General features: G+C 63.5%; 25 protein-coding genes. 10 read left to right on the top strand and 15 right to left on the bottom strand.

Annotation, left to right across the window (positions count from 1 at the left end):
• The first annotated feature begins 11 nt into the window (after positions 1-11).
• The 3 genes from JGU72_RS27200 to JGU72_RS27190 are packed head-to-tail and all read left to right on the top strand — an operon-like array spanning position 12 to position 2511.
• Positions 12-1157 (top strand): acyl-CoA dehydrogenase family protein, encoded by a 1146-nt coding sequence (locus JGU72_RS27200; RefSeq protein ID WP_199687408.1) that lies wholly within the window; start codon positions 12-14, stop codon positions 1155-1157.
• Positions 1157-2185, top strand: a complete 1029-nt coding sequence (locus JGU72_RS27195) for an acyl-CoA dehydrogenase family protein (protein WP_199687407.1) — start codon at positions 1157-1159, stop codon at positions 2183-2185. The genes JGU72_RS27200 and JGU72_RS27195 overlap by 1 nt, the downstream gene beginning before the upstream one ends.
• Complete coding sequence (locus JGU72_RS27190) at positions 2182-2511, top strand: carboxymuconolactone decarboxylase family protein (RefSeq protein WP_199687406.1); 330 nt, start codon at positions 2182-2184, stop codon at positions 2509-2511. Before JGU72_RS27195 ends, JGU72_RS27190 begins: the two co-directional genes overlap by 4 nt.
• 7 nt (positions 2512-2518) lie before the next feature.
• Here the strand turns inward: JGU72_RS27190 and JGU72_RS30890 are convergent, their stop codons facing one another.
• The 5 genes from JGU72_RS30890 to JGU72_RS27165 form a co-directional block, all read right to left on the bottom strand.
• Entirely contained in the window at positions 2519-3079 is a 561-nt protein-coding gene (locus JGU72_RS30890; protein WP_233533089.1) for a PASTA domain-containing protein, read from the bottom strand.
• A gap of 101 nt (positions 3080-3180) precedes the next feature.
• Positions 3181-4563 (bottom strand): outer membrane protein assembly factor BamB family protein, encoded by a 1383-nt coding sequence (locus JGU72_RS27180; RefSeq protein ID WP_199687405.1) that lies wholly within the window; start codon positions 4561-4563, stop codon positions 3181-3183.
• Positions 4560-5897: a hypothetical protein gene (locus JGU72_RS27175; protein ID WP_199687404.1), complete on the bottom strand. Its 1338-nt coding sequence runs from the start codon at positions 5895-5897 to the stop codon at positions 4560-4562. The genes JGU72_RS27180 and JGU72_RS27175 overlap by 4 nt, the downstream gene beginning before the upstream one ends.
• Before the next feature lie 55 nt (positions 5898-5952).
• Positions 5953-6642, bottom strand: a complete 690-nt coding sequence (locus JGU72_RS27170) for a DsbA family oxidoreductase (protein WP_463315451.1) — start codon at positions 6640-6642, stop codon at positions 5953-5955.
• Positions 6643-6687: 45 nt separating this feature from the next.
• On the bottom strand, positions 6688-7626 hold the full coding sequence (locus JGU72_RS27165; protein ID WP_199687402.1) for a LysR family transcriptional regulator: 939 nt from the start codon (positions 7624-7626) through the stop codon (positions 6688-6690).
• Positions 7627-7749: 123 nt separating this feature from the next.
• Here JGU72_RS27165 and JGU72_RS27160 point away from each other — a divergent pair, with 123 nt between their 5' ends.
• From JGU72_RS27160 to JGU72_RS27140, 5 genes are all read left to right on the top strand, one after another.
• Positions 7750-8907, top strand: coding sequence for an acyl-CoA dehydrogenase family protein (locus tag JGU72_RS27160; RefSeq protein ID WP_199687401.1), 1158 nt, complete (start codon positions 7750-7752; stop codon positions 8905-8907).
• The gene (locus tag JGU72_RS27155; protein WP_199687400.1) at positions 8904-9692 is read left to right on the top strand and encodes an HpcH/HpaI aldolase/citrate lyase family protein; all 789 of its coding nucleotides are present in this window, start codon (positions 8904-8906) and stop codon (positions 9690-9692) included. The genes JGU72_RS27160 and JGU72_RS27155 overlap by 4 nt, the downstream gene beginning before the upstream one ends.
• 82 nt (positions 9693-9774) lie before the next feature.
• On the top strand, positions 9775-10587 hold the full coding sequence (locus JGU72_RS27150) for an HTD2 family dehydratase (protein ID WP_199687399.1): 813 nt from the start codon (positions 9775-9777) through the stop codon (positions 10585-10587).
• Positions 10584-11387, top strand: a complete 804-nt coding sequence (locus JGU72_RS27145) for an alpha/beta fold hydrolase (RefSeq protein ID WP_233533088.1) — start codon at positions 10584-10586, stop codon at positions 11385-11387. The genes JGU72_RS27150 and JGU72_RS27145 overlap by 4 nt, the downstream gene beginning before the upstream one ends.
• 62 nt (positions 11388-11449) lie before the next feature.
• Positions 11450-11686, top strand: coding sequence for a hypothetical protein (locus JGU72_RS27140; RefSeq protein WP_199687398.1), 237 nt, complete (start codon positions 11450-11452; stop codon positions 11684-11686).
• A 287-nt stretch (positions 11687-11973) separates the two neighbouring features.
• On the opposite strand, the gene JGU72_RS27135 is transcribed toward JGU72_RS27140, so the two are convergent.
• The 10 genes from JGU72_RS27135 to aroQ form a co-directional block, all read right to left on the bottom strand.
• On the bottom strand, positions 11974-12450 hold the full coding sequence (locus JGU72_RS27135; RefSeq protein WP_199687397.1) for a nucleoside deaminase: 477 nt from the start codon (positions 12448-12450) through the stop codon (positions 11974-11976).
• A 22-nt stretch (positions 12451-12472) separates the two neighbouring features.
• Entirely contained in the window at positions 12473-12889 is a 417-nt protein-coding gene (locus JGU72_RS27130; RefSeq protein WP_199687396.1) for a hypothetical protein, read from the bottom strand.
• Between the two features lie 109 nt (positions 12890-12998).
• On the bottom strand, positions 12999-14150 hold the full coding sequence (locus JGU72_RS27125) for an NAD(P)/FAD-dependent oxidoreductase (protein ID WP_199687395.1): 1152 nt from the start codon (positions 14148-14150) through the stop codon (positions 12999-13001).
• A gap of 40 nt (positions 14151-14190) precedes the next feature.
• Complete coding sequence (locus tag JGU72_RS27120) at positions 14191-14673, bottom strand: nitroreductase/quinone reductase family protein (RefSeq protein WP_307828619.1); 483 nt, start codon at positions 14671-14673, stop codon at positions 14191-14193.
• A gap of 61 nt (positions 14674-14734) precedes the next feature.
• Positions 14735-15361 (bottom strand): dihydrofolate reductase family protein, encoded by a 627-nt coding sequence (locus JGU72_RS27115; RefSeq protein ID WP_199687394.1) that lies wholly within the window; start codon positions 15359-15361, stop codon positions 14735-14737.
• Positions 15358-15834 carry an SRPBCC domain-containing protein gene (locus tag JGU72_RS27110; RefSeq protein ID WP_199687393.1) on the bottom strand — a complete coding sequence of 159 codons (477 nt, stop codon included), beginning with the start codon at positions 15832-15834 and terminating at the stop codon, positions 15358-15360. The genes JGU72_RS27115 and JGU72_RS27110 overlap by 4 nt, the downstream gene beginning before the upstream one ends.
• Positions 15824-16147 carry an ArsR/SmtB family transcription factor gene (locus JGU72_RS27105; RefSeq protein ID WP_199687392.1) on the bottom strand — a complete coding sequence of 108 codons (324 nt, stop codon included), beginning with the start codon at positions 16145-16147 and terminating at the stop codon, positions 15824-15826. The genes JGU72_RS27110 and JGU72_RS27105 overlap by 11 nt, the downstream gene beginning before the upstream one ends.
• Positions 16148-16443: 296 nt before the next feature.
• On the bottom strand, positions 16444-18354 hold the full coding sequence (locus JGU72_RS27100; RefSeq protein WP_199687427.1) for a sugar phosphate isomerase/epimerase and 4-hydroxyphenylpyruvate domain-containing protein: 1911 nt from the start codon (positions 18352-18354) through the stop codon (positions 16444-16446).
• 14 nt (positions 18355-18368) lie between these two features.
• Positions 18369-19247 (bottom strand): shikimate dehydrogenase, encoded by an 879-nt coding sequence (locus tag JGU72_RS27095; protein WP_199687391.1) that lies wholly within the window; start codon positions 19245-19247, stop codon positions 18369-18371.
• Complete coding sequence (gene aroQ, locus JGU72_RS27090; RefSeq protein ID WP_199687390.1) at positions 19244-19696, bottom strand: type II 3-dehydroquinate dehydratase; 453 nt, start codon at positions 19694-19696, stop codon at positions 19244-19246. Before aroQ ends, JGU72_RS27095 begins: the two co-directional genes overlap by 4 nt.
• Positions 19697-19821: 125 nt before the next feature.
• Here aroQ and JGU72_RS27085 point away from each other — a divergent pair, with 125 nt between their 5' ends.
• The gene (locus tag JGU72_RS27085; RefSeq protein ID WP_199687389.1) at positions 19822-20478 is read left to right on the top strand and encodes a TetR/AcrR family transcriptional regulator; all 657 of its coding nucleotides are present in this window, start codon (positions 19822-19824) and stop codon (positions 20476-20478) included.
• Positions 20479-20659: 181 nt separating this feature from the next.
• Positions 20660-22000, top strand: coding sequence for an MFS transporter (locus JGU72_RS27080; RefSeq protein ID WP_199687388.1), 1341 nt, complete (start codon positions 20660-20662; stop codon positions 21998-22000).
• Positions 22001-22049 lie beyond the last annotated feature (49 nt).

The raw sequence follows: 22049 nt of genomic DNA, 5'->3' as shown, positions 1-22049 counted from the left end.
AAAGAGCCACTATGACCACGCATCGCCTCGTTCCAGCCGTCAGCGACGACCCCCATGCCTTGGACGACCTCCGTGCGGAAGTGCGCGACTTCCTCGCCGAACAACGTGCGGCAGGAAAGATCAGTCGAGGAGTCGACTCCTGGCTGACGGGCTGGGACGAAGACTTCACACGCGCGCTCGCCGACCGCGGCTGGCTCGGGATGACCGTCCCCACCGAATACGGCGGGCACGGTCGCAGCTTCCTGGAGCGGTTCGTCGTCACCGAGGAACTCCTCGCCGCGGGGGCGCCCGTCGGCGCACACTGGATCGCCGACCGGCAGATCGTGCCCTCATTGCTCAAGTACGGCAATGAGATTCAGAAGCGAAAGTTTCTGCCCGCGATCGCGCGAGGAGAGTGCTACTTCGCTATCGGAATGAGTGAGCCCGACTCCGGATCCGATCTGGCGAGTGTTCGTACGAAGGCCACTCGCGTCGACGGCGGCTGGACGATCTCGGGAACCAAGCTGTGGACCTCCGGCGCACACCTGGCGCACGCCTTCATCTGTTTGGCCCGGACCTCCCCCGTCGACTCCTCGCGTCGGCACGACGGGCTGAGCCAGTTCGTCGTCGACCTGCGCTCGGCGGGTGTGGTCGTTCGTCCCGTTGTGTCGATGACCGGTGAGCACCACTTCAACGAGGTCGTTCTCGAGGACGTCTTAGTCGCCGACGACATGGTCTTCGGCACCATTGGAGACGGTTGGCAACAGGTCACGTCGGAGCTGAGTTTCGAACGGAGTGGGCCGGAGCGCTTCCTATCGACCTTCACGCTGCTTGCTGAAACTGCTGGACAGATGGGCGCCGGGAACCTGCCCCGCCACACCGATCTCGGCCGCCACCTGGCGCGAATCGCGGGGCTGCACCAGATGTCGACGGCGATCGCGGGAGCGCTGGAACGCCACGAATCAGCCGACACCGCTGCCGCTGTCGTCAAGGTGCTCGGCACGACAACCGAAGGCGACATCGCCGATTTCGCCGACCTCCTGACAGGCGACGGGACGCCCGAAAGCTATCGCGCGATGGTCGACCAGGCCGTCGTACAACGCCCCGGCTTCACACTGCGCGGGGGCACCAACGAAGTACTGCGCGGTGTGATCGCGCGAGGATTGGGGATGCGCTGATGACTGCACTCACCGCGGTCGACCAGGACCTGGTCGGCATGATGGACGCAGTGTTTGCCCGGCACAGGGAACAGCACGAGCCCGGCACCGAAGTTGCTGTGTGGGATCGTGGGCTGTGGTCTCGATTGGCCGAGCTTGGTTTGACGCGGCTGACTGGTCGCGAGGACTCCGGCGGCAGCGGTGCGAGCTGGTTCGAGGCAGCAGAGTTGTTGCGCGCGTCGGCATCCCACGGTGTCCGAATTCCTGTCGTCGAACACGATTTGCTGGCTGGTTGGTTGCTCGACGAGGCCAGGTTGCCGACCGATGAGAGCCGGCGGACTGCGTGTGTGCTCGACGAGAGCGGTGTGGCTCGCGATGTGCCGTGGGCGGCTGCTGCGGAGCGGATCGTCGTGGTGTGGCGGCAAGATGGCGCCTACGTCGTGGGTGATGTTCCTGTTCGGGATCTCCGAATCATGCAGGGCACCAACATTGCCGGCGAACCACGTGACACTGTCACCGCCGATGTCGGCGCACTTTCCGGTACTTACGTCCAGGAATCGGTAGTCGATCAGCTGTGGCTACGCGGTGCTTTGGCGCGGGCCTTGCAGATTTGCGCCGTGCTGGATCGGATTCTGTCGCTGTCGATCACGCACGCAACAGAGCGCCATCAGTTCGGGCGCCCTCTCGCCAAGTTTCAGGCGGTGCAGAATCTTGTCGCCGACATCGCCGCCGAGGCCGCTCTGGCTCGCGCAGCAACAGAGGCCGCGCTAGCTGATGCGGTCCGCACCGACTGGTCGGGCGCGAGTCTGGAATTCCTTGTTGCCGTAGCACGTTCGTGCGCTGGGCACGCTGCGTCCGTCGTCGTTCGCAATGCGCATCAGATACACGGCGCGATCGGAACCACTGTGGAGCATCGGCTGCACGAGTTCACCAAGCCAGCCCTGGCCTGGCGATCGGAGTTCGGGTCCACCCACTATTGGGACGAGAAGCTCACCGATGCAGCCACCACCGCGGGCCGTGAGAATCTATGGGCCCTGGTGACGGGATGACCGATACCGAGACGCCCGCACAAGACCTCATCGGAGACTTCGCGCCCAAGCTCGCGGCGCTCACCGATGGGGTCCTCTTCGGTGACGTGTGGACCGGGCCCGATCTGTCCGCACGAGATCGCAGCCTCATCACCTGCGCGGCACTTATTGCGAACGGCAACGTCGAGCAGTTGCCGCATCACCTGACGCGAGCTGTGGCCAACGGTGTCACCCAGACCGAAATCACAGAAGCGATAACGCATCTCGCGTTCTATGCCGGCTGGCCGAGGGCGATGTCGGCCGTGGCGGTGGCGAACGAGTTGTTTGGTCGGCCAGCCCTCGGGTGAGTCCCGGTCAGCAGGGGTTGGATTCGCCGTACTTCACCGCACCGAGGTTCGCATCGCCTTCGTCGAAAGGTGTTCCCGGAGGAATGTTCTGCGACACGACGAGCCAGTTCGAATCGATGATCTGATTGCGTCCGTCGCCGGTCGCGTCGAAGCTTCGTGAATAGAAGACTCCGGATTCCTGAATCAGATCCTGCGCGTCTTGAAGGTTCATACAGACGACGTTGGGCATCAACCCGCCTGCCTGCCGCTCTGGCACCGGCGGCGCGACGGGTGCTTGAACGACGGGCGGGACGACAGATGCTGCAGGTAGGGGCAACGGAGTCTGTTCGATCGATGTCGCAGCAGTGGTCGTCTGCGCTACCGCTGCTCGCGCCGTGGAGGGGATCGCGTCGGACACGGCGACCGGCTCGTCCTTGTCCTTTCCGCCCCCGACCGCCGCGGCGATGACGACGAGCACCGCGAGACCACCAACTACCCAGGGCCACTTCTTCTTCGGCTTTGCCGCCACCGAGTTCGGTCGCTCGAATCCATTGGGGGGCGGTTGCCATGCAGGCGGCGGGTTGGTCATGTGTGGTCGCTTTCTCGAGTTCTCGACGGCCCGAGGCGGAGGGGACCGAGGACTCAACATAGACGATTACTACCCATATGGATAGATTACTTCGGCCCCAATCAGTCGAACGCCGCAATCGCGTTCTCGCTGAGGTAGATCACTCGATCCCCTGCCCGACGAAGTGTGTGCGAACTGTCGAACGAATCGCCGCCCGGGTCGAACGATTCGATCGGGACAGTCCACACCGGCCGCCCGGTGCGGAGATCGGTCGCACGCACGTCTTGGCCGCCGGCCGTCAACAGCGTGGTCCCGCCGCCGGCAGCCAGCTGCCCGACCAACTCGATCTGACGCTCCCAAAGGCGTTGCCCTGTAGACAAATCAAGCGCAGATTCCTTACCATCGACCGGATCCCGCAACAGCGCAACATCTCCGACGATCGCGACAGCGGTTCCAAACGTCGAATTCGGACTCGTCATCCCCGAGGTGGGATCGATCGGGTCGGATATCAGATCCGCACTGGTCCAACGTCTTTCACCCGTCAGCCGATCGAACCCACCGTCACCGAGTAGCACTGAAACGTCGGCATCCGCGGGTGCGTCGAGCTCCAACCGATGCACCGCTTCGGAATCTGCCGTGGCGAGCACTGATCCGCCCGTCCCAATCAGTTCGGTGTTCTCGACTCGGTATGTACTGCAATCGAGCCCGACTCGAGTCACCAAGCCGCCAACCGACGGCCGGATGACCTCGCTGCAGGCGGGCAATCCCTGTCGCCACGTCAGTTCACCGGTATCGAGATCGAAGCCAGCCGCTTCGCCACCGATCTCGAGCACGCCGACCCCGTTCGCAATGGACATGCTCTGACCGCCGTAGAAATCTTCGTATGACGCGCTCAGGTCGATATTCTTCGTCCATTCGGCGCTGGGGTCGTCGGGCGATTCCGCATGCAGTCGTAAGTCGCCATCCTCGGGATTGCCCTCGACGACAAAGACAGCGTCCTCGGACGCACCGATCGCGATGACGCTCAGGTCTGTAGGTGTTCGTTCGACGTCGCCGCTGTCTACATCGATCGTCACAAACCCAGGTTCTTCCGAGTAGTTGCCTGCTGAGCAGAACACGGTGTCGGATACGGCAAGCGGCGCGCAGCCGCCGAGTTCTCCGGCTGGACTACGCCATCGGATCGAGCCGTTGTCGGCATCGATTCCGACCATCATTGCGCCCTCGAGTTCGTCGGTGGCGTGGTTGCGCAGCCCCACCTCGGTGACGAGCGTGTCGCCTGCGTCTATGAACGTCGTACCCGCATAACCGAAGTCAGCAGCTACTGGATCGAGAAAGACGGCGAACTCCCTGCCGTACACCTCTGCCGCAGTCACCGACCACGCCACCGGCGATCCGTCGTCGTCGCGGTGGTCGACTCGGTTGTTCCAGACGAATGCGGCCGTCGAGACGGTGATGACGGCTGTTGCTGTGGCTGCGCCGAGCAACCACGTGCTGCGCTCGGTCATCGGGTCATCTCCAGCCCGGGCGCCTCGGCGATACTGCGCAGTTGTTCGATCGACAAGGGATTCAAACCCCGTGAACTTGCTGTTACCTGCACACCGGACGGCAACGTCCGGGCGACAGAAATGTACTGCTGCCCTTCGGACTCTGTCGCGGTCACCACGGAACCGTCGTCCAATGTTTCCAGAACGGTCGGCGCGGTTGAGTACTCCGGGTCGTACACGTCCTTCTCTTCGGGAAGTGGTTGCCCCTGCACGATGGACAGGCTCAGCTGCCCTTCCCGGCCCGGAGTCACGACGGTCCAAGTCCCGCAAACTCCCGCGCGAGAGTTATCGGCAAGCTGCAGCGAACGAATCGGCCGATCTAGCGCAATGTCTTCTATTGGATTTGCACGCCAATGACTTTCAAGCGCCTCGTTGAGGCGTCGCACGTCCTCGCGCGTGATGTTTGTGCCGTCGCCACCGTCGGCGACGCTGCAGCTTATCGGCGGTTCGGAGGTCCCGTCCGGGATCGGCGTGGTGACGCGAAGACCGGGCGAAACCGCGATCGCGACGAGTTCGTCGACGGTGAGCGGGAAGTCGTCGTTCGCATCAGCGGTCGACTCATTCTTGGTCATGCTCGCCCTGAGCCGCGTTCCATCCGGGAAGTACGCGACGACGGACCGCGTTGTCGTCCTCTCGTCGATAAACTCGGACCAGTCGTCACTGATGTCCAGAACTGCGCCGTCTGCGAGCGTTCGCCGCTCGTCGAGCGCACCAGCGATGCACGGTGGCGGCACGTTATCGGCTTGCCGCACCTGCACCCACAACTGGGCTTGGACGTCTCCGCGGAGCAGTTGGCCGCTCGCGTCTGTCCAGCCGCTCAGACCCTCCGGCACATCGGTCGGCTCCTCGAAATCGATGATCGGCCCAAAGAGAAATTCGCCTGTTGGGCTGGCAAATTCAACCTCGACCGACGCCGGCAGGGCCGCGCGAATCGCGTTGCTCATTGCGACCGCTTTGCGATCGGAAAACCAAGGGAACTTGGGGTTGTCGTAGGACTGCGACCCGCCGAACGAAGCCCACGATCCCAGCCCGAGATTGTCCGGCGGAGGATCGACTGTTTCGCAACCCGGGATCGTGGTCGGGTATACGACCGGCGGCGTGACACGGATTCCCGTCGTCGAGGGCGCGGCAGGCGTCTCACTCGAAGTCGACTCCGATGCACTGGGTCGCGCCGCATCCGGTTGAGCCAAGAGTCCGACGATCGATGCGACAACCGCCAGGATCGACACCGCGAACAGACCGGCCGCGACCCATTTCTTTCGTTCCGCGCTCCACGGCGCGTGTGTATCCCCCACGGCTCGTTACTTCGCGATTGCCCACCGCATACGTTACGAAGAACGAGGCCCGCTATCAGACAGCGCAGGAGTCGCCTTCACACGCGTCGCCGTCGGCCGTCACCAGCGTCAACTGCTCGGACCACGCTTGTTCGAGAGCCTGCAGCACCACGTCCGCCGATTGCGCGCCGGAGATTCCATACTTTTCGTTGATGACAAAGAACGGGACACCGCTGACTCCGTACTGCCGCGCCTGCCTCTCGTCGGCTCGCACCGCATCGGCGAAACGGTCAGAGTTCAACACGGCGTCGACTTCTACTTCGGGGAGCCCGACCTCCACAGCGAGCTTCTGCAACGCCGCATGATCAGACGGCGGGAGGCCTTCGGTGAACGTCGCGCGATCGAAGCGCTCCTTCAGCTCATCCTGCACGCCGTGCTCGAGGGCTAAGTGCAGCAGTCGGTGCGCGTCGAACGTATTGCCCGGCCGTGCCAGATCGAACCGGAACTCCAAACCTTCGGCCGCTGCGGTCGCCGTCATGCTGTCGATCATTGCCTGCGCTTCGCGGGTCGACCGACCGTATTTTGTCGCCAGACGCTCGACGTAGTTGCCCTGCGCGGCCGCACTCGGCGGCGCCGCTGGATCCAGTTCGAAACTGCGCCAAACCAATTCGACATCGTTGCGATGCTCGAACCGGCTCAGCGCCGTTTCGAACCGACGCTTTCCGACGTAGCACCACGGGCACACGACATCCGACCAGATCTCCACCTTCATACTGAGCCCAACAACTGGGGCGTCCGAACCCTTCCCGACCTATGTCGAGTCCCCGAACAATCGCGCCGATGGCCACGCACCCGACTCGACGAGCATGCCGACCAAGCCGACCAACTCGCGGGCAACGACTTCTACCGCCAAGGCCGGCCGACCGGTCCGCGGCAGACCGAGGACCACGTCGCGCGCAGCTTCGGGATCCGCCAACGGTGAGGCACTGAGCAGGCCAGCCGCGACATCGGCGGCGACACCGGCCGCGGGCAGAACGGTCCACCCATACCCCGCCAGCACGAGTTTCTTCTGCACGAGCAGCGAGTTGGTCTCGATGACGATGTCAGGACTTGTTTTCGCCCGCGCATAGACCTGATCGATCAGGACCCGCAGTCCGTGCCCCACCGCGGGCATCACCATCGGGTGTGCGCTCAGGTCCGCCAACGACACCGGTTGGTCGGATCGCAACCCCGCCTCGGGCAGCGCGACCGCCCACAGCTGTTCGCGCAGGAGCGGGCGCATGTGCAGCGACGGCGTGCTCCGCAGGTTGTAGAGCAAGGACAGGTCGACGTCACCGTCGTCGAGCCACTGCTGCAGATGACCTGAATACGCGGTCATCAACCGCACAGTGATTCCCGGGTGACGCTCGCGCAGGCGCTCCACCAGCGGCGGAACCAGCACATCGAGCGTGCTCTCGAGCAACCCCACGGTCGCGATCCCGGTCACCGGTCCCGGCTCCGGACGCAGCTCTGCGCGCGCCCGATCGAGCTCGTTGAGTGCGCGACGTGCCCGTTCGACGAGTGCCGCGCCCGCCTCTGTTGGGCGCATGCCCTGCCGCGTGCGTTCGAACAGCGGCACACCGAGTTCCTGCTCGAGGGTTTTGATCTGCCGCGTGACTGCCGGCTGCACCAGATGCAACAGCTGCGACGCCTTGGTTACGCTGCCCGTCTCCGCGACTGTCACCAGCGCTTTGAGCTGCTTGAGGTCCATCGGCCCTCCCGAACGGCGGCTATGCGTCCCCGTCATCGATCCATCAGACATTGTTATTTCACAACAGCGTAAATCAAGGACCATGATGGATGTCAACCGCGCATTTCTGTCGGAGGGACCAACATGTACGAGCTCAACGAGGACGAGACCGAAATCGTCTCCCTGGTCGCACAATTCGTCGACCGCGAGGTCAAACCCGTTGTGCAAGAGCTGGAGCACGGAAATATCTACCCCGAGAAGCTCATCGACCAGATGAAAGAGATGGGGATCTTCGGACTCGCGATTCCGGAGCCGTGGGGCGAAGCGTGCGTGTCGGTCCCCTGCTACGCCGCCGTCACCGAGGAACTCTCCCGCGGCTGGATGAGCCTGGCGGGAGCGATGGGCGGACACACCGTCGTCTCGAAGCTGCTGCTCGCATTCGGAACTCAAGAGCAGAAGGACCGCTACCTGCCGAAGATGGCCACCGGCGAGATCCGGGCCACGATGGCGCTGACCGAACCTGGCGGAGGCTCGGACCTGCAAGCTATGCGAACGTGGGCACGCACCGACGGCGACGAGTACGTCGTCAACGGATCCAAGACCTGGATCAGCAACGCGCGGCGCTCACAGTTGGTCGCCCTGATGTGCAAGACAAACCGCGATGCGACGCCCGCCCATCGCGGCGTGAGTATTCTGCTCGTCGAGAAGGGACCCGGCTTCGAGGTCTCACGCGACCTGCCCAAGCTTGGCTACAAGGGCGTCGAAAGCTGTGAGCTGACGTTCGACAACTTCCGTGTGCCGAAGGAAACGCTCCTCGGCAAGGAAGAAGGCCAAGGGTTCGCGCAAATGATGCGCGGTCTGGAGGTCGGCCGGATTCAGGTCGCGTCCCGCGCTCTCGGTGTCGGACGCGCCGCACTCGACGACGCCCTGCGCTACGCCCAAGAGCGTGAGAGCTTCGGCAAGCCGATCTGGAAGCACCAGTCCATCAGCAACTATCTCGCTGAGATGGCCACGAAACTCACCGCCGCCCGACAACTCGTGCAGTACGCGGCACGCAAGTACGAGTCCGGCGAACGCGCCGACATGGAAGCTGGCATGGCGAAACTGTTCGCATCCGAGACAGCAATGCAGATCGCGCTCGACGCGGTCCGTATCTATGGCGGGTATGGGTACTCCACCGAATTCGACGTCGAGCGCTACTTCCGTGATGCTCCGCTGATGATCGTCGGCGAGGGCACCAACGAAATCCAGAAGGACGTCATAACCAAGCAGCTCATCAAGCGAAACAAGGTGCGTTCGTGAACACGTCTGCAACGTGGTTGTTCGTCCCGGGCGACCGTCCCGAGCGATTCGACAAAGCCGCCGCGAGCGGAGCCGACGAGGTCGTTATCGATCTCGAAGACGCTGTCGCCGTGGAGAACAAGACCGCAGCGCGGCAGGCCACTGCAGACTGGCTTGTCAGTGGTCAAGCGTGGGTTCGCATCAATGCGTACGGCACAGAATGGTATGACGACGACGTCGCCGCAATTCTTGCCACACCCGGACTCCGCGGTGTGATGGTTCCGAAAGCCGAAGATGCTCAGCATCTCTCAGCGCTTGCCGCGCGACTGCGGGTCGGAATCGTCGCCCTCGTCGAATCTGCCCTCGGCATTCACAACGCATTCGACCTGGCCGCGGCCGAAGGGGTCGAGCGCCTCGCGTTCGGATCGATCGACTTCGCAGTCGACATCGATGCCACGGAGGACGACCAGGCGTTGTTGCTCGCTCGCAACACGCTCGTACTTGCCTCGCGTGTTGCCGGCCTTCCTGCACCCATCGATGGAGTAACCGTCGCAACGCGCGACGCGGACGCGATCTCCGCTGCCGCCGGGCAGGCGCGCAAGCTCGGCTTCGGCGGCAAGCTGTGCATTCATCCCGCGCAGATCGACCCGGCGGCCTCGGCATTCCGTCCTCGCGAGGACGAGATCGCCTGGGCACGAAAGGTTGTCGAGACCTTCGACGGCGGCGCGGCAAGGCTCGACGGGCAGATGATCGACCTGCCTGTCCGCACGCGCGCCGAGCGCCTACTCGCCCGCGCTGAGTCGTGACCACCGTCGTCTCTCTGGAACAACAGGTTGCCGCGCCGAGCCTCGGCCAACACAATGACGCCATCCGCGAGGAGAAAGTCTCATGAGCGACGCCATCGAGCGCACCGAAATCGTCACGAGCGGTCCCGCCGAGGCTCTGGCCGCATTGCTGGGTGTTCCCGCGCCAGACTTCGGCGCCGGATTGCCGCTGCTCTGGCACTGGATCTACCTGCTCGATCGGCCCGCGCAGGCCGACCTCGGAGTCGACGGTCACCCAGTGCGGGGCACGATCCCTGCGCCACCCGAACCCGGTCGGCGGCGGATGTGGGCCGGCGGGCAGGTGCGCACGTTGGGTGCACTGCGTTTCGGCGAGGCTGCGACGCGCCGCACCAGCGTGACTGCCGTCGAGGACAAAGAGGGTCGCAGCGGCCGGCTGACGTTCGTCACGGTCAGTCATCAGATCACCCAGGCGGGGGCGGTCGTCATCGACGAGCGGCAGGACATCGTCTATCGCGATGCGCCGCCAGCGCAGACTGCAGAAGTGGCCTTGCCACCCGAAGTTCCGGCTGGGCAGGATGACTGGTCGATATCGGTGACTCCAACGCTGTTGTTCCGATACTCGGCGCTGACCTACAACGCACACCGGATCCACTACGACCGGGACTATGCGCGCGACGTCGAGGGCTACCCCGGCCTGCTCACCCACGGGCCGCTGCAGGCGGTCGCGATGGCTGAAGCAGCGCGCGCTCGCGGTGTCCAGGCGACGGTCGGGCACGTGTTCGACTACCGCCTCGTGTCGCCGTTGTTCGATCATCAGGGCCTGATCGTTCGCGCTGACGTCGGGGATGTCGTAACCACATCCGCGCGCGACAAGTTCGGTCGGCAGACTGCCAAAGGCGTACTCTCCCAGGCATGAGTGACGGGTCTGTGATGCGCCCGGACGGGACCGACCTCGCCTACCAGGTGGTCGGTCCGCGCGATGCGCCGCCGTTGTTATTGCTTTCGGGACAGGCGAATTCGCACCATTGGTGGGATGGCGTGCGGAAAGATCTGGCGGCGCAATTTCGGACGATCTCGTTCGACTATCGAGGAACCGGCGCAACAGCGTCCGATGAGACGGGTGCGCAACCGTGGACAACGCAACTCTTCGCAGACGACGCAGTAGCCGTTCTCGACGCGCTGCAATGCGAGCGGACACACGTCTACGGAACGTCGATGGGCGGCCGCGTTGCGCAGATGTTCGCGGCCACCTACCCGGAACGCGTTGCACGACTTGTCCTTGCATGCACGTCACCGGGTGGCACCATCGCGCATGAGCGGACCCGGGAGGTTCGTCGGGCTCTCGGTCAGCCGAGTGCCGCGGACCGGCGCGCCGTTCTGCTGGACTTGATGTACACGCCGGCGTGGCTGGCGGCACCGCCGCGGAAGTCGACTCTCCTCGGCGACCCCAACATGGGAGCAAAGGCCACGCGAATGCATTTGCGTGCCAGCGACGGACATGACGCTTTCGCAATACTCCCCCACATCACAGCCGAAACCCTTGTCCTGCATGGCAATGACGACCTCATGGTCCCCACTGCCAACGCGCAGATCATTGCCGACGCCATACCTGGCGCGGTTGTAGAAATTCACGAAGGGCGGCACGGGTTCTTCGACGAGTTTCCTTCCATCACGGATCGTGTCGCGGACTTCTTGTTCAGCAGCGTGCAGCACTGAAACACCCTTCACTAGGCGAGTTTTCGTTCATCATCGGTCTCGTCGCTGAGGTATTCATGTGGGTGGAAGAAGTGATTCACCCTCGGTTTCTGGTCCGGGTCCAAGTACGCGGGTGGGATCCAGGTGGTGCGGCCGTTGGTTTTGATCGTCTCCGACCCGGCACCGCGATCCCCGATCAGGGAGTGGTGGTGATCGCACGCGAAGGTCAACTGATCAATATCGGTGCGGCCCTGCTTCTCTACCCATTTCTGACAATGATGACACAAAACCCGATCCTGAGGCGGCAGATACTGTTGTGACGCAGGGGATTCAGCGATCCGCAGCCGCAACGACTCCAGCCAAACACAACAACTGCAGACGTTGCGGATGACTTAAACGGGTGCGTCTTGGTGCGGGCGGCGTGGGTGCACGCGTCGAGAGGGCGTTGTCGGCGGCGCCGCCCGCGTGTCGCCGCCAGGTAAGCCCGCTCGGCGGGAGGCGAAACCCGCACACCCCACAAGCAACACATCTTGATGCGGCAGAACACAAGGGATTCGGACAGTTGTCGCTCGTATCCGGGCAGACAACATGCCCCCAGGCGAGAGAACTAACTGTTCCAGTACGACCGGTGCGGCTCCAGAACGGCCTCGGCGACCTCCGCGACGGGACCGATCACCTCGATGTCCTTCTGGCCTCTGCTGAACACCGTCCGACAATCCAGACTCAAGGTCGGATTTCGGGGATCGTTACCAGTTTCGGCCAGAAGTTCACTTTCCGAGATCCCGAAGACCACGCGTCGAACATTCCCCCAGTAGATGGCACCGGCGCACATCGCACACGGTTCGGCAGTTGTGTACAGCGTGCAGCTGGCGAGGACGTCCTTCTCGAAATGCTGAGATGCATTGCGCATCAATGTGGTTTCCGCGTGACCGGTGCAGTCGCGCGACGTCACCTCGATGTTTCCCTGCTCCAACAGAACATTGCCGTCGGCGTCCACGAGAATGCACCCGAACGGATGGTTGCCGCCCGCCACGGCGTCCTTCGAGATTGCGACCGCGCGGAGCAGATATTCACTGTGGTTCATCGTGCCGATCATCGCATGTGGGTCAGTAGTTGAGCTGCAGAGTCACCCGACCTTCTGCCGAGTCGGTGCTCAGCACGTCGACTCCGGCGAAGGTGAAGTTCGCGGTCCTGCGCACCCAGTGCACCGACGGCGTAAAGATCAGGACATCGAACGTCACCTTGCTATCGATGTCGAGCGCCTTCCAAAGATCATCGCCCCATGCCCGCAACACAACCTTCAACTGCCCGCCGATGGAGTCGAATTCGATGCCGGCATCTGGGAACTCCCATGAGTAGGTCTGCACCTCACGGCTGTCCAGCCGCGTCGTGTTTCCTGGCTCGACCCAAAGGTTTTCGACCATGGTGTTATCGCGCCACACCTCGACGCTGACACGCGTATCGGTACCGTCTTCGGGAGAAGCTCCGGTACGGAGAGTCCAGTCGATCATCTTGAGCTGCATTACGTTTCCCTTCGGGGTTGGCTGAGTTCCGGGAACAAGCATCCCGAAATCGCCAACCGTCACACAGGACGTAATGGGTGCGCTCCACTCCTCGCAGGGGTGGGAAAGTTCAGCCCTCTCCCCCGAACCACGCGTCGAGCTGTTCTCGCTCGTATCGCCGCTTATCCTCGAGAAATTCCGGCAAAGCGTCGGTCAGTTCCACTTCGGGCGCCGGATCGGCGAGAAAGTTCCCGCGCACCTGCATGGCTCGACCGCCGCCGACCTCGAGAAAGCAGTGGCCCGCGCCGTCGAACGTGGCATCGGGTTCACCACCGTCCAGGCGCATCGAAATCCGCTGTGCGACAACCTCACCCTGAGCCGCTGCCATCACGCCGGCCTTCGGGAACGGCTGCCCGTTGGCCATTGCGATGCCGGTCACGTCGCCGACCGCATACACGTCGGGAAAAGCGGTCTCCAGCGTCCGGGCATCTGCTCGAACCCAACCGCCTGGTCCTACGAGCTCTGCATCGGCGACGACCTGCGGGACCCTATGCGGCGGCACCGCCAACAACAGATCGAACGCGACGTCCGCTACGTCCTCGACAACGACCACGCCGGCGTCGACACGCTTCGCCTTCGTTCCAGGCCGAAATTCGATGCCGCCGCCCGAGAGTCGGTCTTCGATTCCGCCACAACCCACCGGCCCCAACACGGGAACGGACATGGGTTGCGGCGTGAACACAGTGAATCGTATTGCCGCACCGCGTTTCTGGGCCGACTCGGCTGCGAGCAGCGCCAGCTCGTACGGCGCGGGCGAGCATCGATACGGCGCTCCGAAGATGCCGATCGCGACAGTTCCCTCGGACATGGCCCGCAGTGCTGCGGCTGCGCGCGGCACCTCGTCGGGGTCGTAGATGTCGATGCCATGCTCGCTCAGACCGGGTACGGCGCCAGGCACGGTCCGCGCGCCCAATGCGACGATCACGGCATCACCCGCCATTCGCTCACCGTCGACGTCGATCGCTCGACCACCCGGATCGATTTCCGTGATCTCGCCCCTGACCACCCTGATTCCCTTGGCGGACAGCGCATCGAGCGACCGGCGACCGTCTGCCATCGACTCCGCGCCGACCACCTCGCCCGTCTTCCGGAAGCCCATCATGAAGTAATCGCGACGGTCGACAAGGACGATCTCGTCGTCGGCAGGTCGTAGCGCGCGCAGCCTGGTTGCTGCTGCCACACCGCCGAACCCGCCACCGAGGATCAGGACACGATGAGCCATGCTCGCCTCCAGGAACTGCGTAGTTGTCGCTGCTAGCCAGTCAATTCTGCGGGTTGTCGACGCGGAACACCGGGTAACCGGCCGCAATCTTCTCGAATTCGCCCAACGACCCAGCCTTGTCGACGGGAAAATGCGCACGTGCGCCCGGCGCCACTTCGAGATAGCGGCGCAAGATCGGTGCGCGTTCGACAGCGGTCTCGATATCGGACAGCTGCACGGCTTCCGGCCTCCCGCGGCGCAACACGGCTCGGCCGCTGTCCGCGCGAAGATTGCGCACCCAACTCACGTTCTCACCGAGCATCGATACCACATAGCGCTCGCCGCCGTAATCAGCCAGCGCGACCGGGAGCGAAATAATGTTCCCAGTCTTTCGCCCCCGCACTTCGAGCGTCACGGCATTCTCAGGTGACAGACGGCCGGCCGAGAACAGAGCGGTCACTGCACGATTGAGCACTCGCGCAACCGGATTCGCGCGCCCATCGCGGTACATCCACCGTTGCAGGGCTGCTATCGGAGAACTCACCGGAACTTGCCTCCTTGCGTTCGAATTTCAAGGGACACCCCGATGCTATCGACATCACGCGTCAGACGAACTGCGTCACCCCGTCGAACTCCGCCAGCGGCGCGGGGCCGGTGACGTCATATTCGAGGAGGAGCAGCCCATGACCGGTGCTCTCGTGACGGGTGAGGCGCAGACCGATCGCCGGTCCTGCGTCCGTCAGCAGTCGTCTTCCTGTGCGCAACACGGTGGGCGCGACAACGAGTCGAACGGTGTCGACGAGACCGGCCGACAGCAGCGAATTGCCAAGGCGGGAACTGCCGTGGATCTGCAGTTCGCGACCGGACTTGCGCTTCAGCTCAGCGACCGAGACGACCGGATCACCCGCCAGCACCGTCGTCGGGTTCCAGCTGCCTTCCGAGAGGGTGTTCGAAACGACGTACTTCGGGAGGCCGTTCATCCGTTCGGTGAAAGGGTCCTCAGGATCGGTGATTGCCGGCCAGTCGCGCGCAAAAGCCTCGTACGTCCTACGGCCGAGCAGCAGTCCGTCGGCTTCGTCGAGCCATTCGGATGTGCGCTTGATGAACGTCTCATCGAGGTAGGGAACCAACCAGCCACCGCGCTCGAAACCATCACTCGTGTCTTCGGTGGACGAGCCCGGCCCCTGACTGACACCGTCGAGCGTAACGAACTCCGTCAGAACAAGTTTCATGCCAGAACCTCATTTTCGACGAGGGTTGTCAGCTGGTTGGTGACCGTGCCCCACCCGTCGGCGAAGCCCAACTCTTCGTGCCGGGCACGCGATGCTGGATCACCGTGTCGGACGAGGACGTGATAGTCCGTTCCATCCGCGTGATCGCTCAGCGTGATCTCGGCGGTCATCTGAATCTGGACGCCCGTCGCCGGCCGCCACCCACTGTCGACGGCGGTCGTGAAGACGAGTCGTTCACCTTCTTCGACATCGAGGAAACATGCGTCGAGATGTGGGACGAATTCGGTACCGTCATCGCTCATCTTGGTCACGAAAGCGCCGGCTGGACGCACGTCGAGTCGCTCGACGCGGCAGAGCGTCGGTGCGGGTAGCCACCAACGGGACAAGCTGGCGGGGTTCGTCCAGGCATTCCACACACTCGTTCGCGGCGCCTTGATGACTCGGTGGAGGGTGAGGTCGAGGTCAGGATTCATCGGTGGACTCCTCTTCAGTGGTGAGAAACAGCTCGAGGCGGTCGGTGCGCGCTTCCCAGATCAGTCGCTGTTCGGCCAGCCAGTCATCGACCAGATCGAACCGTTCGCGGTCGAGTTCGCAGTGCCGCACCCGACCGGTCTTTACCGTCCGAATCAATCCGTTGTCTTCCAGGACGCGGAGGTGCTTCATGAACGACGGCAACGTGATCGGGGCAGATTTGGCCAGTTCGCCGACGCTCGCAGGCCCGGACCCGAGCCGCCGAATCACGGCGCGACGAGAGGGATCAGCGAGGGCGGCGAACACGCCGTCCAACGTCTCCTAATACTTTGCCATGCGGCTAAGTATTACGCCGAATCGATCCTCGCCGCAAGTCGCGTCCCGCACGGCATAAGCAGCGAAAACGTGTGGAGAGGCCTCCGACGAACAGTGGTGGATGGCCGCCCGATCGTCAGGGCGCGGCCTTTGTCCACTGAAAATTATGTACAGACTTCGCAATACGTACGGATCGATTCACGAAGTAGCACCGACTCCCGCCGCTGGTACTCGCCGAATCGCAGTGTGGTACCAAGGGACGTTCCGCTCGCGACTTTGTTCGGGAAGCGACTGTTTCAGGCTCGCAACTGAGCCGACAGACGGACGGCAGCATTCGTGTCGCCGTAGCCCTGATAGTCACCGACTCGTTGGACGACCTCGAAGAACAGATCGGCACCCACGGTCTTGGTGAACAGGTGGAAGAACTCGCCATCGGCGTTTGCGTCGTACAGGATTCCGAGTTCTCGCATGTTGCGCAGCAACTCGGGGCGCAGACCGAAACGAGCCTCGAGATCGTCGTAGTAATTCGTCGAAATCGGCAGCGGCTCATAACCGTTCGCAACGAGCTGCGCCGCTGCGACAAAGATGTCGGCGCAGGAGAATGCCACGTGGCTGACGCCACCGCGGCGCGCAACCGGCACGTTGCCCGACGGACTGCCCGGAACCATGTTCAACAGGATTCGAAGCGTCGTGCGACCCTCACCGTCGGTCAGTGTGAGCGATCGTGTGTGTATCAATCCGATTGCATCAGTGACATCCAAGCCCTCGTGCGGCTCCATCGCAAATACCGAACGCAACGCCAAAATCACTCCGTCCCAAGTGTCTTCGGGAACTGCGAGCGCAATGTGATCGACATCGGTGAACAGCGTGCGCTGCTGTTCCCACTGCGCCATCGGAGTCGGGTAGACGTCGAACGCCGACAGCCATGCCGCCGCGCTCCGGTGGCTACGCAGGTCGAGCGATGTCGCGTCGGTCACGCTGAGCCGCACCACATCCGGGCGATCTGCCCGCTCGACGCCGGGCAGTTCGACTTCCTGAACCGGGACCTCCAGTGCGGCTGCTCGGCGACCCCAGGATTGCGGATCGTCGGAACGGATCCCGATCTGCGTGAGCACCGGCAAGTCAGCCGGAATGCCCGGTGCCGTCCACACCGTACCCGCCGTTGCGTCGACCGCGATCGTCAGGGGACCGTGGCGCCACAGCTGCAGGTCGTGGTCGTGATGACGCGCGACAAGGTGAAAACCTATGTGCCGGAGCGTTCCTCGCAGGTCGCTGCGATCGCCCGGGCCGGCGGCGAGACGGAGGGATACCACCCCGTCGATCGGTGGCCGTGGTGGCGGCGAGAAGAGTGCGAGACCGCGCGAATCGGACTCCGCGGCCTGCACGCGCGCCACTTCTTCCTGCAGGTGCAGCAGCGATCGGTGGGCATCAGCCGCGGTTCGTCCGGTTGCCGAGTGCCGGAAGACGTCGTTGAAAACCTCCAGCGACCAGGGGCCGGTGTAGCCCGACGCCTGCACGTGGGCGCCGAACGCGGCGAGGTCGAAGTTGCCCTGCCCCGGGAAGTTTCGGTGGTGCCGGCTCCAGGACAACACATCTATCGACAGGCGCGGCGCATCCGCGAGCTGCAGGAAGAAGATCTTCTCCCCCGGGATCTCTCTGATCCCGCTCGGATCATCACCGCGAGACAGAATGTGAAAGCTGTCCAAGCAGGTGCCCAGCGCCGGATGATCGGCCGCCTCGACGATCTGCCACGCATGCCGGTAGGTGTTGACGTGTGCCCCCCAGGCGAGGGCTTCGTAGGCGAGGCGAATTCCGCGCCGATCCGCGCGAACGGCCAGTTCGTGCAACTGCTCGGCGAGGCGGTCGTCATCGCGTACGGCTCCGGGCAGTGGCGACGAACAGACCAGCAGAAGGTCGCAGCCCAACTGCTCCATGATGTCGAACTTGCGCTCGGCCCTGACCAGGTTGCGGGCGAACTGCCGTTCGTCTGTCGAATCGATGTCGCGGAAGGGCTGGTAGATGTCGAGGGTTAGCCCGAGATCGCTTGCCCTGGAAGCGAGTTCACGCGGGGTGAGCGGCGAGCTGACGAAGTCCGGCTCGAACACTTCGAAGCCGTCGAAGCCGGCGTCGGCGATCGCACGAAGCTTGTCCTCGAGCGAGCCGCTCAACGACACCGTCGCGACCGAGGTTCGGACCCGAGTGCCCACCGCTGATTGCACGCTCATCTCACCACCACCGATTCCTCCCTGGCGACCAGGGCCGTCATGTGCTCGAACATCCGATCCGCATCGGCTTCGATGCCGGTGAAGATCCGGAAAGCGTCGACGGCCTGGTAGACGGCCATGCCGGTCCCGCGGAGGGTCCGTGCGCCGACCGCGCGGGCCGCCAGCAGCAACTCGGTGTCGACGGGTCTGTAGACGACCTCGGAAACCCAGAGGTCGGGACGGAGCAATTCGGCTGGTACCGCGGAGCCCGGGTGCGCGGCCATACCCATCGGCGTGGCGTTGACGACGCCGTCGGCCAGGCGCAGGACGTCGGGAAGGTCGGCCAGGCCTGCGATCTCGATACGATCGCCGTCGAACGACGCGGCGAGTCGGTTGCGAAGCTGTTGTGCCCGTTGCAGATCCGCGTCGACGACGATGAGCCGCTGGGCTCCGCGCGTGAGTAGGGCGTACGCGACGGCCACTCCCGCGCCGCCGGCTCCGACCTGGACGACGCGGTCCATTGCTGCGCCTTCGAGACCACGGTCGAAGTTGCGCGCGTAGCCCGACCAGTCGGTGTTGTGACCGATTGCGCGACCGTCCTCGAACAGCACCGTGTTGATCGCGCCGAGGCGCGCGGCGTCAGGCGAGAGGTCGTCGAGGCATTCGATGACCGCTTCCTTGCACGGGTAGGTGATGTTGAGCCCGCGGAATCCGAGGTCGCGCGCACTGCGCACCAGGCGCGGCAGATCGGCAACGCTGAGACCAAGTTCCCGGAGGTCGATGATCCGGTAGGCGTACCTCAGGCCGTGGTGGCGGCCCTCTTCTTCGTGCATCGGCGGCGTCAGGGACTTTGTGATGCCCGCTCCGATGAGGCCGCAGACGAGAGACTCGCTCACCACCGCACCGCCGTTGCGCGGCAGAGGAATTCGGTCGCGGCACGGTAGCCGTCGACGCCGAGGCCGCAGACCACACCGTCGGCCACCGACGATACGAGCGAGCGCTGACGAAACTCTTCGCGAGCATGAATGTTGGTGACGTGCACCTCGACGACCGGAACGTCCAATATGACCAGCGCGTCCCGCAGTGCGACGGACGTGTGCGCGTAGCCACCGGGGTTGATCACGACGCCGGATGCGGTCGTGCGTGCCTCGTGGATCCAATCGATCAGCTGGCCTTCGTGATTCGACTGCCGCGCGTCGATCGACCTGCCATACTCGGCGGCTGTCTTCGCGCAGAGATCGATGGCGTCGTCGAGCGAGTCCGAACCGTAGATTTCTGGCTGCCGCTGCCCCAGCAGGTTTAGGTTCGGCCCGTTGAGAACGAGAATCGGGTGTTCGGTCGTCATCGGTCGACGATCCCTTCTTTGGATCTCTGGCGTTAATGTACGAACTAGTGAGTTACTTCACGCAGACTACTCCACGATTCGCGTCATGAAAAGGGTTCATCGACCCGCCCCGTTAGAGTTGCGCCATGTCGCCCAAGCAGACCAGCGCTACAGAACCCGCCAAGCGCAGGCGCAACAGCGACCTCACGAGAGAGAACATCATCGAGGTCGCGACGAAGGAGTTCGCCGACAACGGCTTCGCCGGCGCGCGAGTCGACGTCATTGCGGAGCGCACACACACCACGAAAAGGATGATCTACTACTACTTTTCGGACAAGGAGGGGCTCTACACCGCGGTCCTGGAGCGTTCGTACCGCGAGATCCGCGAGAAAGAGAAAGCCCTCGAAACCGAGGGCCTCGACCCGGTCGCAGCCATCAGAGCCCTCGCCGAACTCACCTTCGACCACCACGAGCGGCACCCCGACTTCATCCGACTCGTCGCGAACGAGAACATGCTGCGCGGCGAACACATCCGCAAATCGGCGGCGCTGAGCGGACTGGGCGCGCCTGCCGCAGACCTCCTCTCCCAGATACTCGCCGAAGGACAGGACGCGGGCCTGTTCCGGACCGATGTCGACGCGCTCGACGTGCACATGATCATCAGCAGTTACTGCGTGTTCAGGATGGCGAACAAGTACACCTGGGACGCACTGTTCGGTCGCGATCTGACCGCGGCCGAGTCGCGCGAACATCAGCGCAAGATGCTCGCGGACATGCTCTCCGCGTATCTGCGCGACGCCTGAGACTGACTTTTCCCCCGCTTCTACCTGCACAAAGTGATCGCGGCTAGATTTTTATGAACTATTTGGTTAATACTGTTGCTCAGCGAACGTGACCCGGGTTACAGTCGCTGTACCGCAATACGAACAAGAGTTCGCGATACGAACATTGGCGGCAACTGTGACCGAAAAGCCAGGAGAACCCATGTCTACCTACACGCTCGAGGCGTCCGGGGCCTCCCCCGCAAGCCCGCCCGACACCACCAAGGTCAAGCGCGCCGCCATCGCCAGTTTTCTGGGCAGCATGCTCGAGTACTACGACTTCTACATCTACGCATCGGCCGCGGCATTGGTGTTCGGCAAGGTGTTCTTCCCTGCCTCGAACCCGGCGGCCGGCACCCTCTTGTCCCTCGCGACCTTCGGTGTCGCCTACATCGCCCGACCGTTCGGCGCCGTGCTGCTCGGCCACTTCGGTGATCGCGTCGGCCGCAAGAAGGTCATGCTGATCACGCTCGTACTGATGGGCACGTCGACCTTCTTGATCGGCTGCCTACCGTCCTATGCCGCAATCGGCGTCGTTGCTCCAATCTTGTTGGTGTTCTTGCGAGTTCTGCAAGGCATCTCGGCCGCTGGCGAACAGAGTGGCGCGAACTCGCTGACGCTCGAGCACGCGCCCTTCGGTCGGCGAGCGTTCTTCACCAGCTGGACACTGACCGGCACGCAGGCCGGGTTCATCCTTGCCACCGCGGTATTTCTGACGGTCGCAAACCTGCCCGACGACGCACTGCTCAGCTGGGGCTGGCGTGTTCCGTTCTGGTTCAGCTTCTTGGTCGTCGTCCTCGCCTACGTGGTCCGTCGCCGCCTCGACGAGCCCGAGGTGTTCACCGAGGAGCAGGAATCGAAGCAGGTCGCCAAGTTCCCGGTCGTCGAACTGTTCCGCACCCATAGCACCGATGTGCTCCGGGTTGTCCTGTGCGCGTTCATCGCAGTCTGCAGCACCATCTTCGCGGTGTTCGGCCTGGCATTCGCGACGAGCCCGGAGGTCGGCGTCTCGCGGACAACGATGCTCCTGGTCGCCGTCGCCGCCAACGTCATTGCGCTGTTCAGCCAGCCGGCACTTGCAATTCTTGCCGACCGCATCGGCCGCAAGCCCGTCTTCATCACCGGCGTACTCGGTTGCAGCGTCATGATTTTCGTCTACTTCAAGGCGATCATGAGCGGAAACGTCCCGCTCATCTTCTTCGCCGGCGCGCTGCTCATCGGCATTCTCTACGCCGCTCCGAACGCGATCTGGCCGTCGTTCTACGCGGAGATGTTCAACACGAAGGTCAGGTTCTCCGGCATCGCAATCGGTACGCAGATCGGTTTCGCACTCGCCGGTTTCGCGCCGACGATCGCATGGACTCTGGTCGGCGACAGCCGAACCAACTGGGTGCCCGTCGCAATCCTGGTCTCGATCTGCTGCCTTGCCGCCGCTGCAGCCGCCGCAACAGCACGCGAAACCTATCGCGTCCCGCTGAAGCAGCTGGGCAAGCCGGTCAGCTGACAAAAACCGATCGGCGCCTTCCTGCAACGCGATTGCAGGAAGGTGCCTT

This window comes from Antrihabitans auranticaus, from assembly GCF_016481275.1.
Classification (GTDB): Bacteria; Actinomycetota; Actinomycetes; order Mycobacteriales; family Mycobacteriaceae; genus Antrihabitans.
This window is presented reverse-complemented; position numbering and strand designations above follow the sequence as displayed.